This is a genomic window from Phenylobacterium sp. NIBR 498073, assembly GCF_027286305.1.
GTDB lineage: Bacteria > Pseudomonadota > Alphaproteobacteria > Caulobacterales > Caulobacteraceae > Phenylobacterium.
In genome coordinates this window covers 2997846-3016388 of the sequence record NZ_CP114599.1, presented here as the reverse complement: position 1 = coordinate 3016388, position 18543 = coordinate 2997846, and the positions used below count along the sequence as shown (strand labels likewise).

Here is an 18543-nt window from a genome sequence, read left to right as displayed (position 1 = left end):
AAAACTCTCCCACGCTATCCAGCCCGAGGATGCGGGCCGGCGGCGAGAAAGGCATTGTCGATTTTGTCGTGGTTCGTTCAATGTGGAGAATGTGGTTCCTCTATGGAGGTGAATACTATGGGTGGCGTTCTCCTGGATCCGACGGATCGGCGAATCCTGCGTGAGCTGCAGGCGGACGCCACGATCCCGGTGGCCGAGCTGGCCGAGCGGGTGGGGCTGTCGCAGACGCCGTGCTGGAAGCGGGTCAAGCGGCTGACCGACGAAGGCGTGATCGACCGCAAGGTCGCGCTGCTGAACCGCGAGAAGCTGGACCTGGGGCTGGTGGTGTTCGTCTCGCTGAAGACCAGCCGCCACGACGAGGACTGGCTGGCCCAGTTCGCCAAGGGCGCTTCGGCCCTGGCCGAGGTGGTGGAGATCTACCGGCTGGCCGGGGAGACCGATTACCTGCTGAAGGTCGTGGTGTCGGACATCGCCGCCTATGACCGGTTCTACAAGCGCCTGATCGCGACGGCGCCGCTGAACGACGTGAGCTCGGCCTTCGCCATGGAGCAGATCAAGTTCACGACGGCGTTGCCGGTTTAGAGCTCCAGTTCCTCCCCTCATGGGAGAGGTGGATCGGCTGAAGCGACGAGACGGAGGGGGATTGCTCTCAAACTGCTTGAGTTAAAGTCCCCCTCAGTCCGCGATGCGGCCGACAGCTCCCCCAGAGGGGGAGCATCTGGTTCGGCTGCGCCGAAACCGGGATGACACTGGGGTGGGCGACCCGCTACGCAAGGCGCCATGAACCTCTACGCGCTACTCGCTTCCCGTTTTCCCGTCGACCGCTCCAAGCCGGCGTTCATCCTGCCCGACGGGCGGGAGGTGTCGTATGGGGCGCTGGAGGACGACGTGGCGCGGACGGCGGCGCTGCTGGTCGAGTACGAGGTCGAGCCCGGCGACCGGGTGGGGCTGCAGTCTGAGAAAAGCGTCGAAGCGGTGGTCGTCTATCTGGCGACCCTGAAGGTCGGCGCGGTCTTCCTGCCGCTGAACACCGCCTATACCGAAGCGGAGATCGACTACTTCATCGACGACGCCCAGCCGGTGCTGTTCGTCGAGGACGCGGTCGAGCTGGTCGCCGACGCCCGCAGCCGCGAGCCGCTGACGGAGACGCTGGCGCGCAGCGAGGACGATCTCGCCTCGATCATCTATACCTCAGGCACCACGGGCCGCTCGAAAGGCGCGATGCTGAGCCACGGTAACCTGGCGGCCAATGCGTTGGCGCTGCACGCGGCCTGGGGCTTCAGCGAGAGCGACGTGTTGCTGCACGCCCTGCCGATCTTCCATGTGCACGGGCTGTTCGTGGCGCTGCACTGCGCGTTCCTGTCGGGCGCGCCGATGGTGTGGCTGGCCAAGTACGACGACGCCCAGGTGCTGGCGGGGCTGCCGAAGTCGACCGTGATGATGGGGGTGCCGACCTTCTACACCCGGCTGCTGGCCAACCCGGCCTTCACGCGGCAGGCGGCGGCGCACATGCGGGTGTTCATCAGCGGCTCGGCGCCGCTGCTGGAATCGACCTTCGCCGAGTTCGAGGCGCGGACTGGGCAGCGGATCCTGGAGCGCTACGGGATGAGCGAGGCGGTGATCATCACCTCCAACCCGCTGGACGGCGAGCGGATCGCCGGCAGCGTCGGCTATCCGCTGCCGGGCGTGGAGCTGCGGATCGGCGGCGGCGAGGAGACCGGAACCATAGAGATCAAGGGGCCGAGCGTGTTCGGCGGCTACTGGCAGATGCCGGAGAAGACCGCCCAGGAATTCACGTCCGATGGCTTTTTCATCACCGGCGACGTCGGCCGCCAGGACCCGGACGGCCGCGTGTGGATCAGCGGCCGGGCCAAGGACCTGATCATCTCCGGCGGCTTCAACGTCTATCCGAAGGAGATCGAGCTGATCCTCGACGAGATGGAGGGCGTCACCGAAAGCGCGGTGATCGGCCTGCCGCATCCGGATTTCGGCGAGGCGGTGACGGCGGTGGTGATCGGCCGCGGCGACGAGGGCGCGATGATCGCCGCGCTGCGCGAGCAACTGGCCGCGTTCAAGACGCCCAAGAAGGTGTTCTTCGTCGACGAACTGCCGCGCAATGCGATGGGCAAGGTGCAGAAGAACCTCCTGCGTGAACGCTATGCGGGCACGTTCGGCGCATAGCCGAACTCCAGGTTCTTTCGGATAGCGGCGTTCGCTGTTTCGAGGTTAGGTTGCGCCCTTCAACTCAGCGAGGGCGCGATGGCTCCGAAGGAAGAAACTTTCGAAGGGGCCGGCGGCCTCAAGATTTTCATGCGCTCGTGGCGGCCGGCGGGGGCGCCGAGGGCGATCGTGGTCATCAGCCACGGGTTTAATTCGCACAGCGGCCAGTACGCGTGGGTCGCCGAGCAGTTGGCCGCCAAGGGCTTCGCCGTCTATGCGCATGATTATCGCGGCCGCGGCCTGTCGGAAGGCGAGCGGTTCCACGTCGAGCACGTGAATGAGTACGTCGGCGACCTGGTCCAGGTTGTCAGCATCGCCAAGGCGCGTGATCCGGGCGTGCCGGTCTATGTGCTGGGCCACAGCGCCGGCGGGGTGATCGCCAGCACCTACGCCCTGGACCACCAGGCCGATATCGCCGGGCTGATCTGCGAGAGCTTCGCCTTCCGCGTGCCGGCGCCCGAGATCGCCCTGCAGGTGATCAAGGGCGTCAGCCACGTGGCGCCCGACATTCCGATCCTGAAGCTGAAGAACGTCGACTTCTCGCGCGATCCGGCGGTGGTCAAGGCGATGAACGAGGATCCGCTGATCCACGACGAGACCCAGCCGAGCATCACCGTGGCGGCGCTGCAGCGCGCCGACGAGCGGCTGACCAAGGAGATTCCGACCATCACCCTGCCGGTGCTGATCCTGCATGGCACCGAGGACAAGGCGACCCTGCCGAAGGGCAGCCAGTTCTTCTACGACCACGCCGGGTCAAAGGATAAGACGCTGAAGCTGTATGAGGGGCACTATCACGACCTGCTGGCCGACCTCGGCAAGGAGGGCGTGCTGGGCGACATCGTCGGCTGGATCGAGGCGCGAACCTGACACCGCTCACGCTCGTGACGGCGTGGCCTGACCAAACCCCTTTGGGATTCACCCCTGATAGCGGCTGGGCGCGACGCCGAGCAGGCGCTTGAACATGGTGGCGAAGGCGGCGGGCTTTCGTAGCCAAGGTCGAGCGCGATGGCGGTGACCTGGTCGCCGGCGGCCAGGCGGGGCAGGGCGACCAGCACGCAGGCTTGCTGGCGCCATTCGGCGAAGCTCATGCCGGTTTCGCGGCGGAAGGCGCGGGTGAAGGCGCGGCGGCCCATGCCGAGGTCGTCGGCCCAGCGGTCGATAGTGTCGTGCGGGCTGGGGGCCTGAAGGAAGGCGCGGCACTTGGCGGCCAGCCCGGGGCTCTGCGGGAACGGGGCGGCCAACGGGACGATCGGGGCGCGGGAGAGCTCGACCAGCAGCAGCTCGATGACCAGGCCGTCGCGGCCCTCGCGGTCGTACTCGCGCGGCAGTTCGCAGGCGGCCAGCAGCAGGTGGCGCAGCAACGGCGAGACCTCGATGACGCGGCTGGCCTCGCCGAAGCCGGGACAGCCGCCCGATTCGATCAGGATGCCGCGGGTGCTGACCGAGCCGACCATCTTCACCGCGTGCTCGACGCCGGGCGGGGTCCAGACCGCGCGTTCGGGCGGGGCGACCCAGGCGCCGTTGGGGGTGGAGACGACGACCACGCCCCTGGCGGCGTAGAGCAGTTGGCCGCGGCGGTGGCGGTGCCATTCCAGTTCGTGATGCGGCGGGTAGTCGTTGGCGATGGCCACGACCGGGCGCGGCGTGTCTTCGACGTCGTCCGGATTGATCCAGTCGATCATGTGTCCCACTCGCAAAACTGAAAGACCCATACAGGAATGCGGGCGCGCGGCGAAGCGCCTATCCGGGCCGCTCAGCTATGGAGCAGCTCAGATGGGCGGACAGACGATCACGGCGAACAAGCAGGCGCAGGCGGCGGGCGGGACGGCCTTCGGGGTGATCCTGGCGATCAGCTTCTGCCACCTGCTCAACGACATGATGCAGGCGCTGCTTCCGGCCATCTATCCGAACCTGAAGGCCGAGCTGGGGCTGACCTTCGGGCAGATCGGGATCGTAACCCTGGCCTATCAGGTGACCGCCTCGATCCTGCAGCCGATGATCGGGCTCTATGCCGACAAGCGGCCGACGCCGATGGCGCTGCCGTTCGGGACGCTGTTCTCACTGGCCGGGCTGGCGGTGCTGTCGGTGGCGCACAGCTACGGGCTGGTGGTGGTCGGGGCCTGCCTGCTGGGCATGGGGTCGTCGGTGTTCCACCCGGAAAGCAGCCGCGTGGCGCGGATGGCGGCGGGCGGCCGGCATGGCCTGGCGCAGTCGCTGTTCCAGGTCGGCGGCAACGCCGGATCGGCGCTGGGCCCGCTGGCCGCGGCGGTGGTGGTGGTGCGCTGGGGGCAGTCGAGCCTGATGTTCTTCGCGCTGCTGGCGCTGCTGGCCGGGGCGATCCTGTGGAATGTGGCCCAGTGGTACCGCACCCATGGCCTAGCGCGGCTGCAGGCGGCGGCGAAGGGCCCGCAGCCGGTGGCGCCGCCTAGCCGCCAGGTGGTGACCGGGATCTCGATCCTGCTAGCGCTGATCTTCTCGAAGTACGTCTACCTGGCCAGCCTGACCAACTACCTGACCTTCTACATGATGGAGAAGTTCGGCTCGTCGGTGCAGGGCGCGCAACTGCACCTGTTCCTGTTCCTGGGCGCGGTGGCGGCCGGGACGGTGGCCGGAGGGCCGCTGGGCGACCGGTTTGGGCGCAAGTACGTGATCTGGTTCTCGATCCTGGGGGTGCTGCCGTTCAGCCTGCTGCTGCCGTTCGTCGGCGCGTTCTGGACAGGGCCGCTGGTGGTGATCATCGGCCTGATCCTGGCCTCGGCTTTCCCGGCGATCGTGGTGTTCGCCCAGGAGCTGGCGCCCGGCAAGGTCGGGATGATGTCCGGCCTGCTGTTCGGGTTCTCGTTCGGGATGGGGGGCCTCGGCGCGGCGATCCTCGGCGTGCTGGCCGACAAGACCGGGATCGAGACGGTCTACCGGCTGTGCGCGTTCCTGCCGGCCATCGGCCTGCTGGCGGCGTTCCTGCCGAAGATCGACAAGCACCCGCCGATGGCGCCGACCACATCCGGTTTGGAGCCGGAAGCGGTCTGAGGACGTCGCCTCCGCCCGACCAGGGCGGAGGCGAGCCCCGGTCAGGCGTTGACCATGGTCATGCCGCGGGCGTCGTAACGGGTCCCGGCGACCTTGCCGGCCAAGGCGTCGAGGCTGGCGGTTTCGGCCGCGGTGAGGGCGATGTCGGCGGCGCCTAGGTTGGACTTCAGGTTGGCCAGTCGGGTGGTGCCGGGAATGACCACCACGTTGGGATTGGCGGCCAGCACCCAGGCCAGGGCCACCTGGGAGGCGGCCGCGCCGCGCGCGCCGGCGATCTTCTCGATCTTCTCGACCAGGGCCAGGTTGGCCTCGAAGGCCTCGCCCTGGAAGCGCGGCGACTGGACCGCACGGTAGTCGGTCCCGGTCGGGCGATGGTCGCGGGAGAAGGCGCCGGTCAGCATGCCGCGGCCTAGCGGGGAGTAGGCGACCAGGGTCACGCCGGTCTCCTGGCAGAGCGGCAGCACGACCTGCTCGATGTCGCGGGTGAAGATCGAATATTCCGACTGCACGGCCGCGATGGGGTGCACCGCCTGGGCGCGGCGCAGGGTCTCGGCGCTGACTTCCGAGAGGCCGATGGCCTTGATCTTGCCCTCCTTGACCAGCTTGGCCATCGCCTCGACGGTCTCCTCGATCGGCCGGGTCTGGTCGCGCCGGTGCAGGTAGTAGAGGTCGACGTGGTCGGTCTTCAGCACGCGCAGGGACTGTTCGATGGCGCGGCGCATGTTGGCTTCCGAGCCGTCGACGCCGGTGATCGTGCGGGTGGCGAGGTCGGCCACGGGGCCGAACTTGGTGGCGATGAACGCCTTGTCGCGGCGATCGTGGAAGGCCGCGCCCAGCAGGCTCTCATTGGCGCCGAAGCCGTAGAGCTCGGCGGTGTCGAAGTGGTCGACGCCGAGGTCCAGCGCCTCGTGCAGCAGCTTGACGGCGTCGGCTTCGTTCATCGGCTCGCCATAGGCGATCGACATGCCCATGCAGCCCAGGCCGATAGCGTTCACGTCCCGGCCGGTGCGGCCGATTTGGCGACGGATCATGGGGAACTCCGCTAGATGTGTGAGGATGTGAGCGCTCACTCACATGCGGATAATTAGGCGCTGACGGCGAAAGCGTCAAGCGATCGGCGGCGTTCCGGATCGGCTGGAATTTTCGGCTGGCGGGAAGGCGTAGCTTATGGATTACCGAAGGCCATGCATTTTGCTCCCGCCGATCCGTACGAACTGCCCGCCATCGCAGCGCTGGTGAACTCCGCCTATCGGGGCGAGAGCTCGCGCCAGGGCTGGACCACCGAGGCCGACTATCTGGGCGGCCAGCGCACGGACGCGCAGACCCTGGCCAGCGACCTGGCGGCCAATCCGCAGGCGATGGTGATGACCCTGCGCGAGGCGGTCGGCGCACCGCTGCTGGGCTGCGTCTGGCTGGAGCCGGCGGACGCCGGGGCCTGGTATCTTGGGATGCTGACCGTGCGGCCGGACCTGCAGGACCGTCAGCTCGGCCGCACCATGCTGGCCGCGGCCGAGGACCACGCGCGCGGGCAGGGCGCGCAGCGGGTGCGGATGACGGTGATCCAGATCCGCGACACCCTGATCGCCTGGTACGAGCGGCGCGGCTATGCGCGCACCGGCGAGACGCGGCCGTTCCCCTATGCCGACCTGCGCTTCGGCCAGCCGGCGCGGGACGACCTGGAGTTCATCGTCATGGAAAAGGCGCTCTGACCACGCGGGGGCGTCAGTGCTTTGCCCCGGCGAACTGGGGGCTTCACCCCATGGGCGCCGCGGGGGCCTGTCGCCACGATCAATGAAAGATCGGCGCCAGAGGGGATGATCGCGATGAACAACGCCAACCGGACGAGCGCGGCGCTGCTGGGAGGCGGCGTGGCGGCCGCGGCGATGCTGCTGCTCGCGGGGAATGCCGAGGCCTCCGAGGCCGGGGCCAGCGTCTATCTGCTGGGCTCGGGGGGGGCGGGCGCGGCGATCGTGCCGCCAATCGAGGGCGTGTTCCTGCTCGACACCCAGTATCATTACAGCGGCGAGGCCGGAGGGGAGCGTGAGTTCGTGATCGGCGGCAACGTCGTCGCGGGGCTGGACGCGACGGTGAATGCGAACTTCGCCACCGTCCTGTGGGTGCCCACGAGCGACCTGGCCGGCGGAACCCTGGCGGTGGGTCTGGCGCTGCCGATCGGCGGGCCCGACGTCGAGGTCTCGGCCACCCTGACCGGTCCGCGGGGACGGCTGATCGAGCGCAGCAAGAGCGATTCGGCCTTCGTGATGGGCGATCCCCTCGTGACCGCGATCTGGGGCTGGAACAGCGGCAAGACCCACATCGCCGCCAGCACCCTGATCAACATCCCCGTGGGCCAGTACCGGAAGGACAAGCTGGCCAACCTGGCCTTCCACCGCTGGGCGGCCGACGTGTCGCTGGCCGGGACCTACCTCAACGAGGAGGCGGGCTGGGACGTCTCCGGCAAGGCCGGCTTCACGTTCAACGGCGAGAACGACTACACCAGCTATGAGACCGGCACCGAATTCCACGCCGAAGCGGCGGTCGAGAAGAAGTTCAACAAGACCTGGTCTGCCGGCGTGCAGGGCTATTACTTCGAACAGGTCAGCGGCGACTCCGGCGCCGGCGCTAGACTCGGATCCTTCAAGGGCCGGGTGGCGGGCCTGGGCGTGACCGGGGCCTACAATTTCCTGCTGTTCGGCAAGGCGCCGGCGACCTTGCGGCTGCACGCAATGAAGGAATTCGAGGCCCGGAACCGTCTGGAGGGAGAGTCGATCTTCCTCGACTTCAGCATGCCGCTTTGGGTGAATATGCCGCCCGGCGCGGGGTCCTAGGCCCTGATGGAATCCAGCACCGCCTCGGCCGCAGCGTCGAGTTCGGCGTCGGTCCAGGTGCGGCCGTTGAGCTCGGACTTCAGCATGTAGCCCACGGGTGCGAAGAACAGGCTGGCCAGCAGATCGCTGGGCAGGTTCTTGAACAGGCCGCGCTCGATGCCGTCCCGGCGCAGCCGGCCGACGGCGGTGGCGATCTGCTCGTGGGCCGCGCCGCCCTCGCGCTTGGAGAGGGAGGACTCAGCAAAGCGCTGGCCGAACATGAAGGCCTGGCTGTCGGCGCGATAGGCCTCGTAGAGCTTGCGCCAGACCCGCTTGAGGCGGGCGTCGGGGGCCTCGTCGGTGTCCTCGCCGTCGATGATGGCTTCGAAGATGCGCCGCTTGATGCCGCGATAGACCTCGATCAGCAGGTCGTCCTTGGACGGGAAATGCCGGTAGAGGGTGCCTTCGGCCACGCCTGCGCGCGCGGCGATGGCCGCGGTGGTGGCCGCTTCCAGCCCGTCCTGCGCGCCGATTTCCAAGGCCGCGCGCACCAGCTTGTCCTTGGTCGAGGTCGGTGTCGTGAGCATCGGCTCACAAATTGTCGGCGCGGACCGTCTGTCAAGTCTGCGCAAGCGTCGCAGCTTCGGGTTAGAACAGCGTCCAACGAACAAGGGAGCGGGACATGGATCTGGGACTGAAGGGCAAGAAGGCGGTCGTGACGGGCGCGTCGCGGGGCATCGGGCGGGCGATCGCCGACCTGCTGGCGGAGGAGGGCGCGGACGTCGCCATCTGCGCACGGGGCGCCGACCAGGTCGCCGAAACCGTGAAGGCGCTGGAGGCCAAGGGCGTGAAGGCCTTCGGCAAGGCCGTCGACATCGCCGACGGCGCGGCGATCCGGGCCTTCGTCAAGGAGGCCGGCGAGACGCTGGGCGGCATCGACGTCATGGTCTCCAACGCCAGCGCCCTGGTGCAGGGCGCGGGCGAGGACGAATGGCGCGCGATGTTCGAGGTCGACGTCCTGGGCGCGGTGCGCACCTTCGAGGCGGCCAAGCCGTTCCTGGAGAAGGCCGGCGAGACCCATGGCGATGCGGCGTTCCTGATCACCTCGTCGGTGTCGGCGGCGGAGGCCTCGAACGCTTCGTCCTATGGGGCGATGAAGGCGGCGCTGATCCACTACGCCAAGGGCCTGGCGCGCGAGAACGCGGCCAAGCACATCCGCGCCAACGTGGTGTCGCCGGGCACCGTGTTCTTCGAGGGCGGGGTCTGGGGCAATGTGAAGGCCGGGATGCCGGGCTTCTTCGACCAGATGATCAAGCGCAACCCGACCGGCCGGATGGCGACGCCGGAAGAGGTGGCGGCGGCGACCGTGTTCCTGGCCAGCCCGCGCTCGGCGTTCACGACCGGGATCAACATGCTGGTTGACGGCGCGATCTCGACGCGCGTCAATTATTAGGGCCAAGCCATTGGAATACGATTACTTTCAGCTGACGCTGGGGCGCGAGCGCACGGCGCAGAAGGTGCTGGCCGACCACCTCTACGGTTCGGCCGGCGTGCAGGCGGTGTTCGCGCCGCTGCTGGGCTTCGCCTCGGACCAGGCGCTGGTGCTGGCCGCGGCCGGATCGCGGGTCTCGTTCACGCCGGGCGTGACGGCCAGCGACCGGGTGCGGCTGACCCCGACCCTGCGGCCGATCGATGAGGCGCCGCCGCAGCCGGGCGGGATCTATGTCCACAACTGGTTCACGATCGACGGCGGGGCGGTCGACGAGTTCGTGCGGCTGTCAGGCGAGGCCTGGCCCGACTTCGAGACGCGGTTCGAGACTAAGATCTTCGGCCTGTTCCTGGCCGAGGAGGACGAGGCCGACCGCGAGGCCGGGGCGCGGCGGCTGCTGCTGATGACCCGCTATCGGGACCTGGGCGAATGGCAGACGTCGCGCGACCCGACCACGGACGCGATGGCGGTGTTCCTGCGCCGGCGCGAGCTGACGCGGGTGTCGCTGGCGCGGGCCTGCGTGCTGATCCCGAGGGAGGGCGCGAAATGATCGAGCAGACGCTTGAGATTCCGCTCGCGGACGGGACCAGCACGACCTTCATCGTCCATCCCGAGCGCGACGGGCCGCACCCGTTGATCCTGTTCCTGATGGACGCGCCGGGCATCCGCGAGGAGCTGCGCGACATGGCGCGGCGGCTGGCGAGCGCCGGCTACTACGTGATGCTGCCCAACCTCTACTATCGGGCCGGGGTGCTGGAGCTGGTTCCGGCAGGCGGCGCCATGGACGATGCGCTGCGAGCGCGGATGATGGAGCTGATGAACGGTCTCACCATTCCGATGGTGATGGACGACGTCGCTGCGCTGGCCGCCTTCGCCGCCGGCCAGGCGGGCGCCGACGTTAGCCGGATCGGCACGGTCGGCTACTGCATGAGCGGGCAGTTCGCGATCAATGCGGCGGTGCGCCTGCCGCAGGTGAAAGCCGCCGCCTCGATCCACGGCACCTATCTGGTCACCGACGAGGACGACAGCCCGCACCTGGCCGCGCGCAAGAGTTCGGCCGAACTCTACTTCGCCTGCGCCGAGACCGACCGTTGGGCGCCGCTGGAGACGGTGGAGGCGCTGGCCAAGGCGCTGGCGGCCGACGGGGCGCGGGCCGAGGTGGAGATCTATCCGGGGGCCGAGCACGGCTTCACCTTCCCGCAGCGGGCGCTCTACCAGAAGCAGGGCGCCGAGCGGCATTGGGAGCGGCTGAACGCGCTCTATCGGCGGAATTTGGGCTAGGGAGTCTGGCGCTCGACCGGCGCCACCCATCCGTCTTCCAGGCTTTTGAGCGGGTGCGAGCCGGTGACCTGGCCCATGAACGGCGGCCAGATGTTGTAGCCGAGCAGATTCTGCAGACGTGGCGACATGGCCTGCACGCGCTCGCGCGGGACGCCGAGATAGAAGTTCTCCTGCGTGCGGCCCCACGGCTCGCAATACTGGTTGGTGAAGGCCAGCCGCGGGGCGTCGCTACGGTTGGCCCCGCCACGGTGGAGCAGGGTGCCCTGGAAGATGATCGCGCCGCCGGCCGGGATGATCACTGGGCGTAGCATGGCCATGGCCTCGCGCGGATCGATGGCCGCGATCTTCTCATCGCTCCAGGTGTGACTGCCTGGGATGATGTCGGTGGCGCCGTTGGTGTCGGTGAAGGCGTCGATGGCGCCGATGAGCGAGAGGCTGATGGCCGCGCGGGGGCGCGGCTGGCGATAAAAGCCGTCGTCGAAGTGGACCCCTTGCGCTTTCTCGCCGGGATAGATGCAGATCGCCTGGCTGGCGGTCAGCAGGTAGCCGGGCTGGAGGAAGCGGTCGAGCAGGGCCAGGAGGCGCGGTTCGGCGGCCAGGTCTTCGAACACCTTGCCGCGCGCGACCAGGGTGTAGACCCGCTCGGTGGAAAAGCCCTCGAAGGCGTTGCGGCCATGGTGGGAGCCGAGGTGCGGGGCCAGCGCCGCGCGGGCGGCGGCCAGCGCGGCCGCGTCGGCGAAGTCCTCGATCACGGTGTAGCCGTCGTCGGTCAGGCGCCGGACGTGGGCTTCGATATCGAACGGCTCGGACATGGCCGCCTCCCTGTCTGGAGGCGAGTGTCTACTCGAATGACGGAAGGGCAAGTCCAGGGCGTTCGTTGTCCCAGATCATCGAGACGATGCGCCAGCGGCCGTCGGCCTCGCAGTAGAGCTGGATGGAGTTGACGCCGCGTCGCTCGGGCGGGGCCTCGCCCGGGGCGGTGCGCGCCTCGTAAGCGCTCCAGACCTGGGCCATGTTGCCGAACACGTCGATGCGGCGGGCGATCTCGACCTCGTAGAAGTCGTGGGCCGCGAAGAACGGCTCGACGTCGGCCTGGTAGGCGGCGAGGTCCATGATCTTGATGTTCGGGCGTCGGTCCTCGCCGACCCAGGTGCGCATCTGGCGGGCGTCGGGGTGGAAGATCTCGGCCTGCAGCGCCCAGTCGCGGGGCCCTTGGGGGCCGGAAATCATGGCGTACATGGCGTCGACGACGGCGCCGATGTCAGTGGGATCGAAGGGCAGGGTTCTCATGCGAAAAGAGCCTAGGCGCAGGGCCTAGGCTCTCCAATCGTTCAGCGACGAAAGCGGTCAGGCGCGCTTCGGAATGATCACCTTCATCGACTCGTAGCCTTTCACGAAGGTCGAGTAGATACGCTTGGGCTCTTCCACGAGCTGGATCTCGGGGAAGCGCTTCATGATCTCTTCCCAGATGATCTGCAGCTGCAGCTCGGCCAGGCGGTTGCCCACGCAGCGGTGGATGCCGAAGCCGAACGACATGTGGTTCCGCGGACGGGCGCGGTCGATGATGTAGTCGTTCGGGCGCTCGATGACCTCTTCGTCGCGGTTGCCCGAGACGTACCACATGACGACCTTGTCTTCCTTGCGGATCAGCTTGCCGCCGATCTCGATGTCCTGGGTCGCGCGGCGGCGCATGTGGGCCAGCGGCGTCTGCCAGCGGATGGTCTCGGAGACCATCGAGGGGATCAGGTCCGGATTTTCGCGCAGCATCTTGTACTGATCCGGGTTCTGGTTCAGCGCCAGGATCGAGCCGGAGATGGTGTTGCGGGTGGTGTCGTTGCCGCCGACGGTCAGCAGCACGACGTTCCCGAAGTACTCGCGGGGCGACATGTCCCGCGTATCCTTGCCGTGAGCCAGCATGGAGATCAGGTCGCCGGTCGGTTCGGCGTTGACCCGCTCGTTCCAACGCTCGGTGAAGTAGGCGTGGTACTCGAGGAAGATCTGCATCTTCTGCTCGAGGGTGTCGATCAGGCCGTGGCCGGGGACTGCGGTCACAACGTCCGACCAGTAGGTCAGCTTGCGGCGGTCAGCCTGGTCGATGCCGAACAGGGTGGCCAGGGTCATGGCCGTCAGTTCCATCGACACCTTGTCGACCCAGTCGAACTCTTCGCCGATCGGCAGGGAGTCGAGGATCGCGGCGGCGCGTTCGCGGATCAGCGGGCCGAGGATCGCGAGGTTGGCCGGGGCGACAGCCGGGCTGACGGTCTTGCGCTGGATGTCATGCTTGGGCGGGTCCATGGCGATGAACATCGGCAGCGGGCCTTCGTCGCCGTTCTGGTCGGCAATGGTGATGCCCGGCTCAGACGAGAACGCCTGGTGGTTCGTGTCCACCGCCATGATGTCGTTGTACTTGGTGATCGACCAGTACGGGCCGTACTCGCTCTCGGCGGTGTAGTGGACCGGGTCTTCCTTGCGCAGGCGCTCGAAGTTCCACCACATCTCGTTCGATTGGAAGAGAGCCGGCTGGGCCGGATTGATCTGGTCGAGCGGCGTCGAATAGGCCAGCGCGCGGGCGTCGTTGCTCAGATCGATATTGCCGTCGCTCATGTAAATCCTCCTCCAGTCCGATTGCGCCCTCGGTCTCAGCCAAAGATGACGCAGGCGTCAAGTTTTAGCGCGAGTTTCAACAGCCGTCCCATCCGATCTGCGTTCGAATGAAGTTTTTCTGTCGCTTTAAAAGCCATAAAAATGATAGGAATTAAGTCGAGCGAAGCGTTTTGGAGGTCGGATCTATGAGCCTGCGGCCCACAGTTGCGGTGATCGGGGCAGGGTTCTCGGGATTGCTCACGGCCCTGCATCTGGCCGCCGATCCGGAGGGGCCGACGGTGCGGCTGATCGAGCGCTCCAGGACCTTCGGGCGCGGCGCGGCCTATTCCACCGGCAACCCCGACCACCTGCTGAACGTGCGGGTGGCGAACATGAGCGCTTATCCGGACGATCCAGAGCACTTCACCCGCTGGCTGGCCGGACACGAGGGCTGGAGTTCGCACGGCGGGTTCGTGACCCGCGGCGTGTACGGCGACTATCTCCAGGACCTGCTGCGCCAGGCGCTGGAGACGACCACGCCGGGCCGGCTGCTGCTGGAGCAGGACGAGGCGGTGGACGTGCAGCGAGCCGGCGAGGGCTGGCGGGTGCGGTTGGCGCTGGGGCGCAAGATCGAGGCCTCGGCGGTGGTGCTGGCCCTGGGGGTGCTGCGGCCGGCGGCGCCCGCGGCGGCGGACCCGGCGCTGCTGGCCTCTGCGCGGTACATCGGCGACCCCTGGGACCCGAAGGCCAGGCTGGAGGACGAATGGGACGATGTCCTGCTGCTCGGCTCGGGGCTAACCATGATCGACGCGGCGGTCAGCCTGTGGCGGCCGGGGCGGCGGTTCTGGGCGATCTCGCGTCGGGGCCTGACCCCGCGCCAGCACGTCCCGACGGGCGAGGCGGCCGCCGAGGTCGCGCCGACCGGATCTCCCCGCGAACTGCTGGCGGCGATCCGCGAGGCGTCCGGCGAAGGGCGCTGGCGCGAGGCGATCGATTCCCTGCGCCCCCACGTGCAGTCGATCTGGCTGGGCTGGAGCCAGGCCGAGCGACGAGCCTTCCTGCGCCACCTCCGCCCCTGGTGGGACGTCCACCGTCACCGCCTGGCGCCCAGCGTCGCGCGGCGGATCGGGCTGTTGATGCGCGGACGCGAACTGGTGGTGCGGGCCGGGGAGGTGACCTCGCTGACCCTCTCGCGCGACGCCGTCGAGGTGGCCTGGCGGCCGCGCGGCGGGCGCACGCCGCGGCGGCTGGGCGTGTCGGCGGTGGTGAACTGCGCGGGCCTGCTGGGCGACCTGGAGAAGGCCGGCGAGCCGCTGCTGAAGACGCTGCTGGCTCGCGGCCTGATCCGGCCCGATCCCTGCCGGCTCGGAGCCGAGGTCGACGCTGGATCGCGCCTGATCGGGGCGAGCGGCCGCGCCGAGCCGGGCCTGTTCGCGGTCGGGCCGCTGACCCGCGGGGCGTTCTGGGAGATCACCTCGGTGCCGGACATCCGCAGCCAGGCGGCGGGCGCGGCGCAGGCGATTCTGAGCGGGGTGCGGCGCGCGCGGGCGGCGTAACAAGCGTTACAGATGACGTAAGTTTAATGCGCCGGTCGCTACCCCCGCCCGCCGCCGATGTATTAGAGGCTCCTCAGGCTGACGGCGCGGGTGACGGCGCCGCGTATGGGAGCGCGCGATGAACACCTGGAAAACTCTGCTGCTGGGCGCATGCGCGCCGCTGGTGCTGGCCGCCTGCGCGACGACGGCGCCGGCGCCGGCGCCTGAGGCTGCGCCGCCGCCGGTCGCCGAGGCGGCCAAGGCCAAGCCCAAGTACGGCGCGTTCGGATTCGACACGGCCGGCATGGACATCTCCGTCGCCCCGGGCGACGACTTCTACGCCTACGCCAACGGCGGCTGGATGAAGACCACGGAAATCCCAGCCGACAGCGGCAGCTACAACACCTTCGCCATCCTGCGCGACCTGGCCACCGAACGGACCCGCGCGATCCTCGAAGACGCGGCCAAGGCGCAGGCGGCGGACGGCTCCAACGCCCGCAAGATCGGCGACTTCTACGCCAGCTTCATGGACGAGGCGGCGATTGAGGCGGCCGGCGCGGCGCCGCTGAAGCCCGAGCTGGCCGCGATCGCGGCGATCAAGACCCGGGCCGACCTGTCGCGCGAGCTGGGCGCGACCCTGCGGGCCGACGTCGACGCCCTGAACATGACCGACTATGCGACCGACCGGCTGTTCGGCCTGTGGGTCGCCGAGGACATGAACGACACGTCCAAGTACCGACCCTACATCATGCAGGGCGGGCTGGGGATGCCGGACCGCGCCTATTACCTGGACGACAGCGCGCGGTTCCAGGACCTGCGGGCCAAGTACAAGGCCCACATCGCTGCGATGTTCACCCTGGCCGGCTATCCGGACGGCGAGGCGCGGGCGGCCAGGATCCTGGCGCTGGAGACCGCCATCGCTAAGACGCACTGGAGCGTCGATGAGACCGGCGACGTGGCCAAGGCCAACAATGTCTGGACCCGCGCCGACCTGCAGGCCAAGGCGCCGGGCATCGACTGGACCGCGTGGCTGCAGGGCGCGGGGATGAGCGAGCAGCCGACCTTCGGCGCCTGGCAGCCCAGCGCCATCGCCGGCATCGCCAAGCTGGTCGGCGGCCAGCCGATCGAGACCTGGAAGGACTATCTGGCGTTCCACGCCATTGAGCGCGGCGCGCCCTATCTCTCCAAGGCGTTCGCCGACGAGCATTTCGCCTTCAACGGCGCGGCCTTGGGCGGCGCGCCGGAGCAGCGCGACCGCTGGAAGCGCGGGGTGGACAACACCAACGCGGCCCTGGGCGAGGCCGTGGGCCAGATCTATGTCGAGCGCCACTTCAGCCCGCAGGCCAAGGCGCAGATGCAGGAGATGGTGAAGAACATCTTGGCCGCCTTCGACGCGCGCATCACCCGGCTGGACTGGATGAGCGCCGAGACCAAGGCCAAGGCCAAGGAGAAGCTGGCCGTGTTCCGCGTCGGAGTCGGCTATCCCGACAAGTGGCGCGACTATTCGGGGCTGCAGGTCGTGCGCGGCGACGCTTACGGCAACTGGGCGCGCGCCGAGCTGTTTGAGTATCGCCGCAACGTGGCCAAGCTGAAGGGACCGGTTGACCACGACGAGTGGTGGATGACGCCGCAGACGGTCAACGCCCTGAACCTGCCCATGCAGAACATGATCGTGTTCCCGGCGGCGATCCTGGAGCCGACCTTCTTCGATCCGAACGCCGACGCGGCGGTGAACTACGGCGCGATCGGCGGGGTGATCGGCCACGAGATCGTCCACGGCTTCGACGACACCGGCGCGCTGTTCGATGTGAAGGGCGACCTCAAGAACTGGTGGACGCCGGCCGACATGGCGCAGTTCAAGGCGCGCGGCCAGGCGCTGGCGGCGCAGTACAGCACCTATGAGCCGCTGCCGGGTCTGCACCTGAACGGCGACCAGGTGCTGGGCGAGAACATCGCCGACCTGGCCGGCCTGGCCGCCGCCTATGACGCCTATCACCTGTCGCTCAAGGGGCAGGCCGCCCCGGTGATCGACGGCTTCACCGCCGACCAGCGGTTCTATTTCGGCTGGGCGCAGAACTATCGCAGCAAGTTCCGTGAGGCCTCGCTCCGCCGCAACGTGCTGTCGGGCGTGCACTCGCCGGGCGAATACCGGGCCCTGACGGTGCGCAATCTCGATACGTGGTATCCGGCGTTCGAGGTGAAGCCGGGGCAGAGCCTCTACCTGGCGCCTGAGCAGCGGGTGAAGATCTGGTAGCGCAGGTCGTCACGATCGAAGATCCGCACGACGCGCGCATCGCGGCCTATCGCGATGTGCGCGAGCGCGACCTCGTGGGTCGCCAGGGCCTGTTCGTGGCCGAGGGCGAGGTGGTGGTGCGGGTTCTGGCCCGCTCGCCGCTGGTCCGGCCGCAATCGCTGTTGCTGGCCGACAAGCGCGTGGCGGCGCTGTCCGACGTCATGGCGGCGCTGCCTGACGACGTCCCCGTCTACGCCGCCGGCCAGGCGGTGATGGACGCGGTGGTGGGGTTTCCGATCCATCGGGGGATCCTGGCGCTGGGGCGGCGCGCCGCCGAACCGAGCGTCGACGAGCTGCTGGCCGGCCTGCCGGACGAGGCGCTGGTGCTGGTGCTGAGCGGCATCGCCAACCACGACAACATGGGCGGGTTGTTCCGCAACGCCGCAGCGTTCGGGGCCGACGCGGTGATCCTCGATCCGACCTGCTGCGATCCGCTGTACCGCAAGGCCATTCGGGTCTCGGTCGGGGCCGCGCTGCTCAAGCCGTTCGCGCGGCTGGGGGAGGACGAAGACCTGCTGGCGGTGCTGGAAGCACGGGGCTTTCAGCCGCTGGCCTTAAGCCCGGCCGGCGAGACGACCCTGGCGCAGACGGCGCGCGCGCCGCGCACGGCCGTGGTGCTGGGCGCCGAGGGGCCTGGGTTGTCTAGGGCGTTGCTGGAACGCGCGACAACCGTCCGCATTCCGATGGCGGACGGTTTCGACTCTCTGAACGTGGCGGTGACCGCCGGGGTGGTGCTGCATCACCTCGCGTTTGCGGCGAGGCGCGCCGCCGACTAGCGGGCGCGGCGGACGCTGCCCGGTTCTTCCGACTCTTCGATCAGCGATCGGGTCAGGTTCAGGATCGCCGTCCGCATCGACGGCTGCTGGACGCTGGCGAAGGCCTCGAGCAACTGCACCGCGCCAGGCACGGCGAGCTTTTCGAACAGGCTTTCGTCGCTCATCGGGGTCGGGGTTTCGCCGACCAGTTCCCCGACGGTGGTGTCGAGCTTTTGAGCGATGCGCACGAGCATCGAGGCCGAGACGCGATTGGCGCCGCGCTCATACTTTTGAACCTGCTGGAAGCTCACCCCCAGGTGGTCGGCCAGGGTCGATTGGGAAATGCCGAGCCACTTGCGTCGCACACGAATGCGGTGACCCACCGCAACGTCGATCGGGTCCGGTCCTTGATCCTCGGAGTTCTCGTTCACTGAAAAACGTCCCTAATCACTTAAACCAAGCGCAAGTCGACTATCTGCCATAGGCGTATTGCACGCCGCTACACCTATATCGTGAAACGCGCGCTGCGCTGCAACAGAAAGTTAATCTTCGC

19 protein-coding genes are annotated in these 18543 nt (G+C 68.2%); 12 read left to right on the top strand and 7 right to left on the bottom strand.

All coding sequences use genetic code 11. The features are described from left to right. The first annotated feature begins 117 nt into the window (after nucleotides 1–117). The 3 genes from O4N75_RS15065 to O4N75_RS15055 all read left to right on the top strand — a co-directional run bounded on the left by O4N75_RS15065 (nucleotide 118) and on the right by O4N75_RS15055 (nucleotide 3087). The gene (locus tag O4N75_RS15065) at nucleotides 118–582 is read left to right on the top strand and encodes an Lrp/AsnC family transcriptional regulator (protein ID WP_267233483.1); all 465 of its coding nucleotides are present in this window, start codon (nucleotides 118–120) and stop codon (nucleotides 580–582) included. A gap of 198 nt (nucleotides 583–780) precedes the next feature. After that, nucleotides 781–2181: an AMP-binding protein gene (locus O4N75_RS15060; protein ID WP_269626301.1), complete on the top strand. Its 1401-nt coding sequence runs from the start codon at nucleotides 781–783 to the stop codon at nucleotides 2179–2181. Nucleotides 2182–2259: 78 nt separating this feature from the next. Beyond that, nucleotides 2260–3087 (top strand): alpha/beta hydrolase, encoded by an 828-nt coding sequence (locus tag O4N75_RS15055; RefSeq protein ID WP_269626300.1) that lies wholly within the window; start codon nucleotides 2260–2262, stop codon nucleotides 3085–3087. Here the strand turns inward: O4N75_RS15055 and O4N75_RS15050 are convergent. Continuing rightward, a complete protein-coding gene (locus O4N75_RS15050; RefSeq protein ID WP_269626299.1) occupies nucleotides 3012–3902 on the bottom strand; it encodes a helix-turn-helix domain-containing protein in 891 nt (296 codons plus the stop codon). The two genes, O4N75_RS15055 and O4N75_RS15050, sit on opposite strands and share 76 nt — an antisense overlap. A gap of 91 nt (nucleotides 3903–3993) precedes the next feature. Here O4N75_RS15050 and O4N75_RS15045 point away from each other — a divergent pair, with 91 nt between their 5' ends. Then, entirely contained in the window at nucleotides 3994–5247 is a 1254-nt protein-coding gene (locus O4N75_RS15045) for an MFS transporter (protein WP_269626297.1), read from the top strand. 41 nt (nucleotides 5248–5288) lie between these two features. Here the strand turns inward: O4N75_RS15045 and O4N75_RS15040 are convergent, their stop codons facing one another. Then, on the bottom strand, nucleotides 5289–6278 hold the full coding sequence (locus O4N75_RS15040) for an aldo/keto reductase (RefSeq protein ID WP_269626296.1): 990 nt from the start codon (nucleotides 6276–6278) through the stop codon (nucleotides 5289–5291). Nucleotides 6279–6431: 153 nt separating this feature from the next. On the opposite strand from O4N75_RS15040, the gene O4N75_RS15035 reads away from it, so the two are divergent. Continuing rightward, on the top strand, nucleotides 6432–6956 hold the full coding sequence (locus O4N75_RS15035; protein WP_269626295.1) for a GNAT family N-acetyltransferase: 525 nt from the start codon (nucleotides 6432–6434) through the stop codon (nucleotides 6954–6956). 114 nt (nucleotides 6957–7070) lie between these two features. Further along, nucleotides 7071–8075, top strand: coding sequence for a transporter (locus O4N75_RS15030; protein ID WP_269626294.1), 1005 nt, complete (start codon nucleotides 7071–7073; stop codon nucleotides 8073–8075). On the opposite strand, the gene O4N75_RS15025 is transcribed toward O4N75_RS15030, so the two are convergent. Further along, complete coding sequence (locus O4N75_RS15025) at nucleotides 8072–8641, bottom strand: TetR/AcrR family transcriptional regulator (RefSeq protein ID WP_269626293.1); 570 nt, start codon at nucleotides 8639–8641, stop codon at nucleotides 8072–8074. The genes O4N75_RS15030 and O4N75_RS15025 overlap by 4 nt on opposite strands. A gap of 95 nt (nucleotides 8642–8736) precedes the next feature. Here O4N75_RS15025 and O4N75_RS15020 point away from each other — a divergent pair, with 95 nt between their 5' ends. From O4N75_RS15020 to O4N75_RS15010, 3 genes are read left to right on the top strand one after another with little or no spacing between them, the layout of a single operon-like run. Then, nucleotides 8737–9507, top strand: coding sequence for an SDR family oxidoreductase (locus O4N75_RS15020; protein WP_269626292.1), 771 nt, complete (start codon nucleotides 8737–8739; stop codon nucleotides 9505–9507). 10 nt (nucleotides 9508–9517) lie between these two features. Continuing rightward, the gene (locus tag O4N75_RS15015; protein WP_269626290.1) at nucleotides 9518–10093 is read left to right on the top strand and encodes a hypothetical protein; all 576 of its coding nucleotides are present in this window, start codon (nucleotides 9518–9520) and stop codon (nucleotides 10091–10093) included. Continuing rightward, the gene (locus O4N75_RS15010) at nucleotides 10090–10824 is read left to right on the top strand and encodes a dienelactone hydrolase family protein (protein ID WP_269626289.1); all 735 of its coding nucleotides are present in this window, start codon (nucleotides 10090–10092) and stop codon (nucleotides 10822–10824) included. Before O4N75_RS15015 ends, O4N75_RS15010 begins: the two co-directional genes overlap by 4 nt. Here O4N75_RS15010 and O4N75_RS15005 read toward each other — a convergent pair. Genes O4N75_RS15005 through O4N75_RS14995 form a run of 3 tightly spaced genes read right to left on the bottom strand, consistent with a single transcriptional unit; the run spans nucleotide 10821 to nucleotide 13428 of the window. Next, the gene (locus O4N75_RS15005; protein ID WP_269626288.1) at nucleotides 10821–11636 is read right to left on the bottom strand and encodes a phytanoyl-CoA dioxygenase family protein; all 816 of its coding nucleotides are present in this window, start codon (nucleotides 11634–11636) and stop codon (nucleotides 10821–10823) included. The two genes, O4N75_RS15010 and O4N75_RS15005, sit on opposite strands and share 4 nt — an antisense overlap. Nucleotides 11637–11664: 28 nt before the next feature. After that, the gene (locus tag O4N75_RS15000) at nucleotides 11665–12114 is read right to left on the bottom strand and encodes a nuclear transport factor 2 family protein (RefSeq protein ID WP_269626287.1); all 450 of its coding nucleotides are present in this window, start codon (nucleotides 12112–12114) and stop codon (nucleotides 11665–11667) included. Nucleotides 12115–12171: 57 nt separating this feature from the next. Beyond that, on the bottom strand, nucleotides 12172–13428 hold the full coding sequence (locus tag O4N75_RS14995; protein WP_269626286.1) for a cytochrome P450: 1257 nt from the start codon (nucleotides 13426–13428) through the stop codon (nucleotides 12172–12174). A gap of 185 nt (nucleotides 13429–13613) precedes the next feature. On the opposite strand from O4N75_RS14995, the gene O4N75_RS14990 reads away from it, so the two are divergent. The 3 genes from O4N75_RS14990 (at nucleotide 13614) to O4N75_RS14980 (ending at nucleotide 18011) form a co-directional block, all read left to right on the top strand. Continuing rightward, a complete protein-coding gene (locus O4N75_RS14990; RefSeq protein ID WP_269626285.1) occupies nucleotides 13614–14963 on the top strand; it encodes an FAD-dependent oxidoreductase in 1350 nt (449 codons plus the stop codon). 118 nt (nucleotides 14964–15081) lie between these two features. Next, entirely contained in the window at nucleotides 15082–17196 is a 2115-nt protein-coding gene (locus tag O4N75_RS14985) for a M13 family metallopeptidase (RefSeq protein WP_269626284.1), read from the top strand. A 74-nt stretch (nucleotides 17197–17270) separates the two neighbouring features. Next, the gene (locus O4N75_RS14980) at nucleotides 17271–18011 is read left to right on the top strand and encodes an RNA methyltransferase (RefSeq protein ID WP_269626283.1); all 741 of its coding nucleotides are present in this window, start codon (nucleotides 17271–17273) and stop codon (nucleotides 18009–18011) included. Here the strand turns inward: O4N75_RS14980 and O4N75_RS14975 are convergent. After that, on the bottom strand, nucleotides 18008–18421 hold the full coding sequence (locus O4N75_RS14975) for a helix-turn-helix domain-containing protein (protein WP_269626282.1): 414 nt from the start codon (nucleotides 18419–18421) through the stop codon (nucleotides 18008–18010). The genes O4N75_RS14980 and O4N75_RS14975 overlap by 4 nt on opposite strands. Between the last annotated feature and the right edge of the window lie 122 nt (nucleotides 18422–18543).